Origin of the sequence: Winogradskyella sp. (assembly GCF_025210595.1) — a bacterium.
Classification (GTDB): Bacteria; Bacteroidota; Bacteroidia; order Flavobacteriales; family Flavobacteriaceae; genus Winogradskyella.
Window position 1 is genome coordinate 1 of the sequence record NZ_JAOARH010000096.1, and the last position, 12,925, is coordinate 12,925.

The 12,925-nt window shown below is 33.6% G+C and carries 10 protein-coding genes; all 10 read right to left on the reverse strand.

From position 1 onward, the window contains the following. The coding region (locus tag N4A42_RS10285; RefSeq protein WP_294073619.1) for a mannose-1-phosphate guanylyltransferase at positions 1-1,073 on the reverse strand (1,073 nt) is incomplete at its 3' end. Between the two features lie 86 nt (positions 1,074-1,159). After that, a complete protein-coding gene (locus N4A42_RS10290) occupies positions 1,160-1,759 on the reverse strand; it encodes a SprT-like domain-containing protein (protein ID WP_294073621.1) in 600 nt (199 codons plus the stop codon). 27 nt (positions 1,760-1,786) lie between these two features. After that, a complete protein-coding gene (locus N4A42_RS10295; protein WP_294073623.1) occupies positions 1,787-5,824 on the reverse strand; it encodes an FG-GAP-like repeat-containing protein in 4,038 nt (1,345 codons plus the stop codon). 43 nt (positions 5,825-5,867) lie between these two features. Next, on the reverse strand, positions 5,868-6,551 hold the full coding sequence (locus tag N4A42_RS10300) for an SDR family oxidoreductase (protein WP_294073625.1): 684 nt from the start codon (positions 6,549-6,551) through the stop codon (positions 5,868-5,870). Continuing rightward, positions 6,544-7,524, reverse strand: a complete 981-nt coding sequence (locus tag N4A42_RS10305) for a M28 family peptidase (RefSeq protein ID WP_294073627.1) — start codon at positions 7,522-7,524, stop codon at positions 6,544-6,546. Before N4A42_RS10305 ends, N4A42_RS10300 begins: the two co-directional genes overlap by 8 nt. 81 nt (positions 7,525-7,605) lie before the next feature. Further along, positions 7,606-8,346, reverse strand: coding sequence for a hypothetical protein (locus N4A42_RS10310; RefSeq protein WP_294073629.1), 741 nt, complete (start codon positions 8,344-8,346; stop codon positions 7,606-7,608). Positions 8,347-8,396: 50 nt separating this feature from the next. After that, positions 8,397-10,022, reverse strand: coding sequence for a pyruvate dehydrogenase complex dihydrolipoamide acetyltransferase (locus N4A42_RS10315; protein ID WP_294073631.1), 1,626 nt, complete (start codon positions 10,020-10,022; stop codon positions 8,397-8,399). Between the two features lie 3 nt (positions 10,023-10,025). Continuing rightward, the gene (pdhA, locus tag N4A42_RS10320) at positions 10,026-11,024 is read right to left on the reverse strand and encodes a pyruvate dehydrogenase (acetyl-transferring) E1 component subunit alpha (protein ID WP_294073633.1); all 999 of its coding nucleotides are present in this window, start codon (positions 11,022-11,024) and stop codon (positions 10,026-10,028) included. A 91-nt stretch (positions 11,025-11,115) separates the two neighbouring features. Next, entirely contained in the window at positions 11,116-11,598 is a 483-nt protein-coding gene (gene cdd, locus N4A42_RS10325; RefSeq protein ID WP_294073635.1) for a cytidine deaminase, read from the reverse strand. 74 nt (positions 11,599-11,672) lie between these two features. Further along, positions 11,673-12,914: a type IX secretion system outer membrane channel protein PorV gene (gene porV, locus N4A42_RS10330; RefSeq protein WP_294073637.1), complete on the reverse strand. Its 1,242-nt coding sequence runs from the start codon at positions 12,912-12,914 to the stop codon at positions 11,673-11,675. Between the last annotated feature and the right edge of the window lie 11 nt (positions 12,915-12,925).

Consider the following 12,925-nt stretch of genomic DNA (forward strand, 5'->3'; position numbering starts at 1 on the left):
CCAAAAGTTGCCTTTACATTTTGGAGTACTTTTTTAATATCTTGCTCTTTAGCTTTAGGAAAGATAAGCAAAACTTCGTCTTTATCAACAATGATGTAATCTTTTAGTCCATCAACCACTACGATTTTATCTTTTTTAGATCGAATCATATTCCCAGAGGCATCTTCTGCAAGCACTCTAGAATTTACAACAGCATTACTGTTTTCGTCCTTATCTAATTTATCATAAAGACTTCCCCAAGTACCAAGATCATTCCAATCGAAAGTTGCAGGAATAACAAAGACATTATTACTCTTTTCCATTAAAGCATAATCTACAGATATATTTTCTGCTTTAGGATAATTATCTCTGATAAAATCGTCTTCAAATTCAGTATTATAAGCATTATAACCACTTTCAAAAAGTTGGAATAATTCTGGTTGATTTCTTTGAAATGCTTCTACTACCGATTTTACACTCCACATAAAAATACCTGCATTCCAAAGAAAATTACCTTGTTCTAAAAATGATTTTGCAGTTTGGTAATCTGGTTTTTCTCTAAACTGATTAACGGATTTCACTTCAGTAACACTCAGTGACCGTTCTTTATCAAATTCGATATAACCATAACCTGTATTAGGAAACGTAGGTGTAATACCTAAAGTCATTAAGGCATCGTTAGACGCGCAATAATCAAATGCTGTTTGTACATTGCTTGAAAACGCATTTTCGTCTTCTATCCAGTGGTCGCTTGGCGCCACAATCATAACAGCATCTTCGTTCTCTTTCTTAATTTTTAAAGATGCATACAAAATACAAGGTGCTGTATTACGCATTGCTGGCTCCAATACTACTTGACGTTTGGTAACGCTTGGTAATTGCTCAAAAACCAAATCATTGTAACGTTCATTGGTTAGAATAAAAATATTTTCTTCTGGAATAAGCTTAGCTAAACGACTGAAAGTCTTTTGAATTAAAGTTTCACCTGTCCCAAGCATATCATGAAATTGCTTAGGAAAATTCTGTGTACTTACAGGCCAAAATCTAGACCCAACTCCGCCAGCCATTAAAATGGCGTAATAATTTTTGTTCATATCTCTATCATTCCTGCCTTTACAGAAATCAAATTTATAATTCAGTCTACTCTCTAAAAAGGATTCCTGCTTTCCCAGGAATGGAATTATTCTTCTAACAATTCCACCTCAGCATTAGGGTTAAACAAATATAACTTACCTGTTTTAACTTCGGTACATTCAAAACGTTTTCTTCGTTTTTCACCGCGAATAAAAACTTTATCGTTATGCAGTTTGAATCTTTGATTCAAATTTAACTCAAATACAAAAATTTTATCATTAGGTTCGTCGAATTGCTTTAATGCTAAGGCGAGTTTCGTATCTGTATCGCTAGAGGCTTTTGGGTTTTTGAAATGATTAGCCAATAATGGCAACAATTCTATCGGAAAAACCTCAGGCCTTAAAAATGGTAGCATTAAATGCTGAAAGGTGATTTTCCATTCTTTCCCATGAGGTTTAATAAACCGTCCAAATTTGATATAAGCCTCAAAATGAGCAACCTCATGAATCAAAGTCATTAAAAATCGATATTGATTTAAATTAGCATTAACAGTAATTTGATGTTTCCTATTTGGCAATTGCCGATAATCTCCATGCTTGGTTTTTCTTTCTTTCTTAACCTTAACCACTAAATTATCTTTTGCCAGTAATGCTTCAACCTGTGGTTGTGCTTCTTTTGGTATAAAATCTAAAAGCTGTGTTTGCATTAATGCAAAAATAAGCGATTAATTAAATTAATGGTTTACAATAATCATCTTAGAGACTTTATCAACTTTTAACAAATACAAACCAGAAGCAGTAGTGTTAAACTTCAACGAAGTGGTCTTATTTACTGCATCATAATTATTTTCATATAAACCTATCTTACGACCATTTATATCAAATACCTCAATAGTTTCAGTTCCACTAGTATTACTAATAAAAACCTCACCATTAATAATTGGGTTAGGATAAATATTAATTGATTTTTTATATTCTTGAACGCTTAACAAACCATTAAAATAAGGTACTGCAAAATCATAAGTATCTTCGGCTACAACTTGTCCTATAAATCTCCCTGGAATATCATCTGCTGGTGGATGTATTCCTCCCCAAATTCTACTTAAACTTGTTTGGTCTGATGCATCTCTATAAGTTGCCCATTGCAAAACTACATCAACAGAAGGCCCTTCTTCAAATTCTAAAAACTCATTAGCTTTAGCTACAAATTCACCTAAACCACCTGGAAAAAACTCGCTACCTGTCATCATTGTCAATAACTCCGCAGCAGTTCTAGAATATGTTGAATGCCCAGACACATAACCTGCAAAAGGTGGTGTAACAAATGTTGGTCTTTGGTATGGATACCAATCTTCTGCCAATATCCAACCTACACCTGCTTGGTCTGTTTCTGTATCGGCAATAAAATCATGCCCTTTCCATGTATAAAGTTTAATTTTCCCAACATGCTGACTAGCAAAGCCTGCCAAAGGATCACCAGTTTCTACAACTTCTATATAGCCATCTATTAAAGGAATGCCGCCAATATCATAATTATCTAAAGTATTATCTGTACTTTGCCCACGTTCTGCCATTGAGCGTATTGCTGAAATTGGCCGAATGTAATCATACCAACCCTTCACACTCCATGCAGAAATTGCAGCATCGTGCATACCACCACCAAGAATAAAATAAGCTTTAACATCCCATTCTAAAGGATTTAAAAGATCTCCTTGTCCTTCAAATCGTTTTTCAAACAAAGGATGATCATTAACATAATTTAAAATTGAAAACCAGTGACCTGGTGGAGTTTCCGAATCTGGTCCATCTGCCCAAAACTCAGCTAATACTCTTGTATAATCTCCTCTAGGAACCATATTAACTTCATAAGGGTTTCCTGTAACAGGATTTAAGGCATGCCCATTACTATTGGCTCCTCCATTGAAAAAATCATAAAAATTAGGATAATCTGCATAGTTTGTTGGAAAAGTACTTATATCTACATTGCCAATAGCATTTGGAGATATATCCCACATTACACCATCATTTTGATCTAAATGCGATTGCCAAACTGAAACCATTGAGAATCCCCATTTGTAGGCATCACTATCAGCATTATCTTCAGCCCAACTAACATATGGTGGATCTGAAGGATCGTGAAACACATGATAATTATCTCCATCTCTTTGATATGTTACTTTATCTTCATCTGATAACGCAAACCCAAATACATTTCCCCATTCTGGACTTAAAAATGGAGGTACATTACTATCAACAATATTACCGCCTTGATCTATAAAGGAATCTAAACCTAAAGGTTGCCAACGGTTTGGATCATCTATAGGTGGATTATTATTATCATCTAAAGCATAAGCTTGATTAATTGGCTCATAATAAGCGTTATCATAACCTGTAGCTTCTCTAGAACCATCTTGCAGTCCATAATCTATAATGGTTTGTGCTACAAAATTACCAAATGCAGCAGCGTTACCATCTTCGTACATTAATGAAGTTATATTAATATCGTAACCCAATTTTTCCATTATTAAATCAAATCTGGCTTGAGTTTCTTCTAATCTTGGTGAATTTTGAAAACGATGTGTCATTAATCTGTACATAGCATAACTAATTGATTTTCTAACTGAAGTTTCTAAATCTTCAGTTGGTGTAAAATCTTCTAATGTACTAACATATCCATTAATTGTATTTCCTGTTAAATATGGTGCTGCAACCGCATCATAAACTGCCCAAACATCATACATAGCAACACTTGTATGAAATAAATTTCTTGCATGTACTGTTGGTCTTGCAAAATCACCTCTAATGGCTTCTAATAATGCTTCATTCCAAAGTCTAGCAATTGAAATATTTTCTGGAAGATTACTAACACCTAATTCTACATCTATAGCTATTTCTTGACTTGAACATAAATCATCAGATTCAGTAACAACAACTCTTCCAAAATTTTCTATATGCCATCTTACCTCAATTGTGCTTGTTCCTTGCCCTTCTATAATTTCACCACCAGACACTTGCCAATTTGCTGTTGATCCTGAAGCAATATTATACGTATACGTTTCTGTTCTTAAAAAAGAAGAACTAGTATTACCAACTATTTCTTGTGATGGCAAATACACGCAAGAACCATCATCTAATGTTGCATCTGGATTAAAGTTACATGAAACTGGATCCATACAACCATAAACTTTTGGGCTTGGCAAAAGATCTAACACTTCTAGACCATTACCTTCAGTTAACTTTATTGTTATATTAGAAGAGAGGTTTGTATAATTTTCAACCAAACCCGATGGCCATTCTACCTCTAGATTCATAACCTCAGTAGCATCATCTAATCCAAAATGCACTGCTTGTTGGCTCTGACTTAAAAAACCAACTCCAGAATAATATCGCTTAAATGTTCCGTTTGTTGTTGTGATAGTTAATACAGATCCAATGGCATCACGATTAGATGTTGTTCCTTCTAATTCTATTTTAAACCAATTTAAAGTATTCTCAGTATCGTCATAATTTAAAAGTCTGTTTTCGTAAAAAATTACAGATCCATCACCATTGGTAATTAATAAATCTATATCACCGTCATTATCATAATCAAAATCTACAACCTCAACACTTTCTGTATTATCATTAATTCCTAATTCTAATGATGCGTCTTCAAGAGTTGCTTGCCCTTGGCTATTTAAGTTTCTATAATAGACATTTTGTTCTGGCCCTCTGTTTTCAAAATCATAACCATTAACTATAAATAAATCTTCGTCACCGTCTAAATCATAATCAGAGAATCTGGTTCCCCAAGCCCAACCAGTTGGTACAATCCCGCTAGTTGAAGAGGTTTCGAAAAAAGTATTAGAGCCATTATTTTCTAAAAATGCATTCTCATCGATTCCTGTCATAAAAAAATCAAAATCCCCATCTAAATCATAATCATGGATTGCTATAGCTATATTATTGCTCATATTATCTAGACCAAAAGTTGAAGCATCGTCTACAAATGAGGTTCCTGATTGATTTATGTATAAATAATTTGACTCCTCTTGATGATTGGTTACTATTAAATCTATCCAACCATCATTATTAATATCAAAAGGAAAAGACGCATAGCTATGTTTAGACTGAGGCTCTACTAATCCTAAATCTATTGTCACATCTGTAAAAGTATTATTTCCATTATTGCGATACATTGTGTTAGAACTGCATCGATTCCAATCTGCGACATAAATATCTAAAAGCCCATCATTGTTATAATCTAACCATGTAGCTCCCATATTTAGACAATTATTTGTAGCATTAAAACCAGATATCTCTGTAACATTAGCAAATGTTCCGTTACCTAAATTGCGCCACAATTGCACTTTAAATGAATAGGTTAAAAATAGATCTGGAAAACCATCATTATTATAATCTCCCCAAAAAGCACCATACTTATATCCTTGCTGAGCAAATGTAGGTTGCACATCATCTTCTATCGTGAGCAACTCTACTAATCCTGAAGTTTGTGTTACATCTGTAAAAGAACCATCATTATTATTTCTGAATAATCTACTAAAACTACCTTCTTCTTCAGGATTTTCTATAGCATTTGCAACAACAAAAATATCTAAGTCGTTATCACCATCATAATCTGCTACTGCAACTCCATTATTCTTTTCAAGAATTCCTAAACCTACAATATTTTCTACACGCTCAAAATTTTGCGCATCAACTATTTGCACACTTAGTGCAGCTATAGAAATATATAATAAAAAGTGCTTACTGTTGAGTAATAATTTCACCATAAGTTTTTTTATAAATATAAAAATTTATAAAATAAGCTATGGTTTATGGAGTGGAATTAGACACTTGAAGTACTTTACCATTGTAGTACTTGTTTCCATTATGGGCAAAATCATGAATATAACTCGCCATTTCTAAAGCAGTTGTAGGTGCCTGATAATCTGGAAAAGCTTCTTTTAACATTTCGGTTTGTACTGCTCCTAGTGCTAGAGCATTAAATTGAGGACCAGTTTCTTTATACTCTTCTGCTAACAGTTCAGTTAATGTAATAACAGCTCCTTTACTAGAACTGTAAGCGGCTAAGCCAGGAAACTTTACACTACCTTGAATACCACCCATTGAGCTAATAGTTACTACATGACTATCCTTTTTCATAAAAGGAAGTACAACTCTAATCATTTCTGAAACACCAAAAACATTGGTTTTATAAACTTGCTCAAAATCTTCAAAAGTGGTTTCTGAAAAAGGTTTGTTTAACAACATACCTGCATTATTAATAAGAACATCTACTTGTTCCCATTCTTTTTTAATAAAATCTTCAACCTTTTTATAATCTTCTTTTTCACATAGGTCAAACGCGATAGATGTTATATTTTCAAAATGCAAATTGTTAATAGGTTGCGCGTTTCTTGACAGTGCTAAAACATTATGTCCTTCATTTGCAAAAAGGTGTACCAATTCAAAACCTATTCCTCGGCTTGTGCCTGTAATAATTATATTCTTACTCATCGTTTAAAATAACTTCTTTTGTTGACGCATTCATCATACCTTCTAATGCTACAATCATCTTATTTATAAAATTTGCCATATGCTCATAATCCATTTTATCGGCTTCATCATCTACATGATGGTAATAATCAAAATTTGTAAAGTCGAATGTAGAAATAGCCTGAGCTGGTATGTTAAATGCTTTGTAGAAAGGAAAATTATCTGATCTAAAAAACAATTGAAAGTCTTTTGCCTTAGGGAAAAAACCTATTATTTCTTCGTCTGCATATTTATTTAATATTGGTGCAAAATTTGAACGATCATAACCGCTTATATAAGCCATAGATTTATCTGAGGATCTTGGCACACCAACCATTTCAAAATTTAACATGGCATAGACATTTAAGTCTTCATCTTTTAATCTTTTTGCCAAATGTGAAGAACCTTTTAAACCTAATTCTTCAGCATCATATAAGGTAATTAATATACTACGTTTATTTGTTTTAGATTTTGAAAAATATCTTCCTAACTCCATAGCTGTAATTGTACCAGAAGCATCGTCATTAGCACCATTTGCAATACCATCACCATTAACCTCTTTTCCTTTACCAATATGATCGTAATGTCCACCCAAAATAATGAATTCGTTTTTTAGATTAGGATCATTACCTTCAATCACACCAACCACATTATAACCAACCAATTCGCCAACATTAAAGGTATCTCTGTACGTTTCAAAATAGGATTTTATATTATTTTCTTTGAAAAAATTCTCTATAAACACTGCTGCTTTTTCAATTCCTTTGCTACCTGTTGCTCTGCCTTGCAATTCATCTGAAGCCAAGTATTCCATACTTGTTTTAACATCTTGGGCAGAGATTTTTATTTTTTGAGATTTACCACCATCCTTACCAGAAATACCGTCATTTCCTTTTTGTTTAACAACACAAGATCCTAGTAACATTATGGCTAAAATGGAAAGTATTTGCTTCATGTTCAATTTAATTTTTGAGTTTAAAGATAAAAAAACCTGCTTCAAAATATTGAAGCAGGTTAAATCCCCTTTATGAAATGGTTATTTCAATTTTTTATTGGCCTTCTTAGCTAGCCTTTCAATTTTCTTGTTCATATCTTTAATGAGCTCATCAGTTGCACTTTCACACATAGGTTGTATTTTTTTTGGTGTCATAACAGGTATACCACCAACCATAGCAGCTTTTTTCTTAGAACCTGCTAACTCATTAAATTGAAAAATACTTTTATTATCTTTTGAATATAAACTTAGGTTTACGACAGCCTGAACACTAAAATAACCTAATTTACCAATACCTGTTTTATTAAACCTATAGCTTAATCTTACAAATAAAATAGCATCAGCACCTAAAGCTTCTGCTATAGGTTTAAGGTTTTTAACCTCTAATCGTTCACCATAATTTTGTATAACCTTATAACCATCAATTGTCTCATAGGCATCTTGTCCACCAATATTTTTATGATCGCCATACTCTGCTTCATAATCTTTATACTCAGGAAGTTCTAAAACTTTCTCTTCTGGTATAAGTTCAAAATCAAACTCTTCTACATAATTATTAAAGAAAGCTTCATGAAACTTCTTCAATGGCTCGCTTAAATTAAAATTTGGATCATCGCTGAGTTCTGTGTTTTTTGCTATAAAATCTGCAGAAGCATCTACTGCTGAAAGGTCTATAACTTTGTCTGCATAAAAAGCAACAACTGCTACTTTCTTCTTTTGAGCATATACAACACTGGTTGATATGATTAATAAAAAAATAGTTAATAATTTAAGACCTTTCATAATTTTTAAAGTTTTATTGTTAATATTAAATTAATTGAAAAACACCTTTTTTAAACCAACATTGTTACAGGGTTTTCAATATACCCCTTTAATGTCTGTAAAAATTGTGCACCTGTGGCACCATCAACCGTTCTATGGTCACAAGCCATGGTTAATTTCATAGTATTACCTGGTACAACAGCACCATTTTTAACAACTGGTTTAGATACTATTGCACCTACAGATAAGATTGCTGAATTAGGCTGATTAATAATAGAAGTAAAACTTTCTATACCAAACATACCTAGATTAGAAATCGTAAATGTACTGCCTTCCATTTCATCTAAAGTTAATTTCTTATTTCTTGCTTTACCAGCAAAATCCTTAACTGCTGCACCAATTTGTGTTAAGCTTTGCTCATTAGCAAACTTTACAACTGGCACTACCAAACCATCTGGTACAGCTACAGCTACACCTATATGTACATGGTTATTTAATTTCATTCTATCATCAAACCATTGCGAATTAACTTGAGGATGCTGTTTTAACGCTAACGCACAAGCTTTCACAATCATATCATTGTAAGAAATCTTAGTATCTGGTATTGAATTGTATTGTGCTCTAAATGCAATAGCATTTTCCATATCAAACTCCACATTTAAGTAATAATGTGGTGCCGTAAATTTAGACTTCGCTAAATTCTTAGCAATTGCTTTACGCATATTAGAGTTTGGTACTTCATCAAAATCTTCTTGTCCTGTTGGTACAAATTTACCAACTGAAGCCGATTGAGCTACTGGTACAAAATTCTCAATATCTCGTTTTACAATTCTACCATTTTCACCAGAACCATTAACCTGAGAAAGATTAATCCCTTTTTCTTCAGCCATTTTCTTAGCTAAAGGTGAAGCAAATATTCTTCCGTTGGAAGTTGAAGTTGAAACTGCAGTAGCAGTTGTTGATTTTGCTTCAACTGGCTTTGTTATTTCAGTTTTCTTTTCTTCTTTATTTGGTGCTTGCTTAACTTCTACTTTTGGAGTATCGCCACCAATCTTAAAGTTTTTAGCTACGCCTGAAACGTCAGTACCTGCTGGACCAATAATAGCTAAAAGTGAGTCTACTTTTGCCGACTCGCCTTCTTCTAATCCTATATGCAGTAAAGTACCCGATTGAAAAGACTCAAACTCCATGGTTGCTTTATCTGTCTCAATCTCAGCAAGAATATCACCTTCTTCTACCTCATCACCTGTCTTTTTTAACCAAGTAGCAACAGTTCCTTCTTCCATAGTATCACTTAAACGAGGCATTGTTACCACAGTAATTCCTTCTGGTAATTCAACATCAGTTACTGATTCAGAATTGTTTTCTTCAGAAGCAACGTTGGTTTGATTTGTTAGATCAATGTTAGTTTCATCATTTATAGATAAATCTCCATTTAATAAACCAGAAATATCCTCACCTTCTTCACCAATTATAGCTAAAAGCGAATCTACTTTTGCTGTTTCTCCTTCTTGGATACCTATATGCAACAATGTACCTTCACTGAATGATTCAAATTCCATTGTTGCCTTGTCCGTTTCAATTTCAGCTAAAATATCCCCTTCTTCAACCTTGTCACCAACTTTTTTTAACCAAGCAGCAACAGTTCCTTCTTCCATAGTATCGCTTAATCGCGGCATCTTTATTACTTCTGCCATAGCTTATAATTTATGTTGTATAAATGGATAATCTTCTTGTTCGTAAACTGCATCGTACATTACACTCTTATCTGGATAAGGAGATTCTTCTGCAAATTTCTCACATTCGGAAACTAATGCCTTCACTCTTTTATCTATGACTTTAATGTCTTCTTCTGTAGCATAATTGTTTTCAAGTATAATATCCTTAACCTGAGTTATAGGATCTATTTTTTTATACTCTTCTACTTCTTCTTTGGTTCTGTAATGCTGCGCATCTGACATAGAATGCCCTCTATATCTGTAAGTTTTCACTTCTAAGAAAGATGGACCACCACCATTTCTGGCACGCTGAATAGCCTCATCAAATGCTTCTGCAACTTTAATAGGATTCATTCCATCTACAGGACCTGAAGGCATTTCGTAGCCTCTACCAAGCTTCCATATATCTGTATGGTTAGCTGTACGTTCTACAGATGTACCCATTGCATAACCATTATTTTCACAAACAAATACTACTGGTAAATTCCAAAGCATCGCTAAGTTGAATGTCTCATGAAGCGAACCTTGTCTTGCCGCACCATCACCAAAACAACAAATAGTAACCGCATCGCTTCCGTGGTATTTATCGCCAAATGCTATACCAGCTCCTAAAGGAATTTGACCTCCAACAATACCATGACCACCATAAAATCTGTGTTCTTTAGAGAAAATATGCATAGAGCCACCTAAACCTTGAGAGGTTCCTGTAGCCTTACCATACAATTCTGCCATAACTCGTTTAGGATCTACTCCCATACCGATAGGTTGTACATGATTACGGTAAGCTGTAATCATTTTATCCTTAGTTAAATCCATAGCATGTAAAGCTCCTGCTAACACAGCTTCTTGCCCATTATATAAGTGAAGAAATCCTCTTACCTTTTGCTGAATGTAGACTGCGGCAAGTTTATCTTCAAACTTTCGCCAAAACAACATGTCTTCGTACCATTTCAGGTAAACTTCTTTAGTGATCTTTTGCATTTTTTGATTCGTTCTTTTTAAAGGAACAACAAAAATAACACATTAGTTACTAATCAAAAAACCGAAAAATGTAATTTTTAATACGAAAACGTTATAGAAAACCTCTATCGAAAACTAATGGCAATAAATTAGCTAAGGAGTTTGATTTTACAACCTTTCCTTTAACTCCCATAAAATAAATCTCGATTGGCTGATCTTGCTTTATTTCGTATTCTGCTATTGCTTGTCTACATGCACCACATGGTGGAATTGGTTGGTCTGTAATTTGGTTTTGTGAAGAGGCCGTTATAGCCATTTTAATAATTTTAGCTTTAGGATATTTGGCGCCAGCATAATATATTGCTGTACGCTCTGCGCAAAGCCCTGAAGGATAAGAGGCATTTTCTTGATTACTACCTATAATAACTTCATTATTATCTAATAATAAGGCTGCACCAACATTAAACTTAGAGTATGGAGCGTAAGCATTATCTCTAGCCCTAACAGCTGACTTCATTAATTCTTGAATATCTTTTGGAGTATCATTTAGGTCTTTATAGATCTGTAATGTAGTTTCAATTTTAACTTCCGTCATATTCAAAATCTTTTATAGACAAAAAAACTATTGCTTTTAGACAATAGTTTTTAGAAATCTGTTATTTATTCATTTTAATATTCATCGTATTCACCGTCACCAAAATTGAATGTCAATGAAAAACGTAAGGTATTTTCTAATGGACTCTGTACTTTTGAAGCAGAGAATAAATACGACAGGTCAATATTAATCGTTGTGTATTTAAATCCTGCACCTAAAGCAAAGAACTTACGTGCTCCTTTTTCTTCAGCTTCATTAAAATAACCTGCTCTAAAGGCAAAGTTTTCCTGATACGTATATTCTGCACCAAGTGCCCATGTAAATTCTTTTAGTTCTTCACTAAAGCCTCCAGGAGCATCACCAAAGGACTGAAATATACCTTTCATAAAACTAACATCATTATCTTGACCTTCAATAATTACATTTTCTTCTTCTGTAATTAAAACATCATCTCCTTCGTCATACACACCATTTCCATTTGTATCTTCATAAGTTAACCTAGTTCCTAATCTTGGTGGTGTTGGCACTAATAATTTAGCAACCTCAGCCGTAACTCCTAATTTACTATACTCATCAAAAATAAAATCAAATCCTGCACCTAATCGTAATGTAGTTGGCTGAAAATTTTCTCTACCACCATCATCGTACTTAAATTTTGGCCCTAAATTCTGAATAGCAAAACCTGCTCTCCATCGTCCATTAAAATCGTTATAAGCTTCTTCTTCGCTTTGATAGTATCCTGTAATATCTGCACCAAATGTACTTGCTGCATCTGCATTAGGATCTACTTGATCTATTCTTAAATCTGAACGCATATATCGCACAGCAACTGACATAGCAAACTGATCTGCTAATCTTAAGGTATAGGCTACATCTGCAGTGAACTCATTTGGTTTTACATTAACACCTGGATCATCTTCACTTTGAGTTAAGGTTATTTCACCTAAACTGAAATACTTAAAACTTGCAGAAACTGCACTATATTCATTTAACCTATTAAAATAAGTTGCGTAACTAATAGAAATGTCATTTACCAACTTACTCAAGTATGGTGTATAACTTAAACTCACACCAGATTTAGCTTCTGAAAACACATACTTTGAAGGATTCCACTGCTGAGAGAATCCGTCAACAGAAGTTGCCACTCCCATATCTCCCATAGACGCTGATCTAGCATCTGGCGCTATAAGCATAAATGGCACACCTGTAGTTATTACTCTACTATCAGAGTCATTCGGTATTGTTTGTACTGCATTTTGTGAATAAATGCTACTATATGTTATTAGGGCAATAAAGGCTAATACGTATGTCTTCATGTTTATTATTG

Bases quoted from the DNA above. Each gene is read 5' to 3' on its own strand.
- N4A42_RS10290 (WP_294073621.1), bottom strand. From the start codon at position 1,759: ATGCAAACACAGCTTTTAGATTTTATACCAAAAGAAGCACAACCACAG.
- N4A42_RS10295 (WP_294073623.1), bottom strand. From the start codon at position 5,824: ATGGTGAAATTATTACTCAACAGTAAGCACTTTTTATTATATATTTCT.
- N4A42_RS10300 (WP_294073625.1), bottom strand. From the start codon at position 6,551: ATGAGTAAGAATATAATTATTACAGGCACAAGCCGAGGAATAGGTTTT.
- N4A42_RS10305 (WP_294073627.1), bottom strand. From the start codon at position 7,524: ATGAAGCAAATACTTTCCATTTTAGCCATAATGTTACTAGGATCTTGT.
- N4A42_RS10310 (WP_294073629.1), bottom strand. From the start codon at position 8,346: ATGAAAGGTCTTAAATTATTAACTATTTTTTTATTAATCATATCAACC.
- N4A42_RS10315 (WP_294073631.1), bottom strand. From the start codon at position 10,022: ATGGCAGAAGTAATAAAGATGCCGCGATTAAGCGATACTATGGAAGAA.
- pdhA (WP_294073633.1), bottom strand. From the start codon at position 11,024: ATGCAAAAGATCACTAAAGAAGTTTACCTGAAATGGTACGAAGACATG.
- cdd (WP_294073635.1), bottom strand. From the start codon at position 11,598: ATGACGGAAGTTAAAATTGAAACTACATTACAGATCTATAAAGACCTA.
- porV (WP_294073637.1), bottom strand. From the start codon at position 12,914: ATGAAGACATACGTATTAGCCTTTATTGCCCTAATAACATATAGTAGC.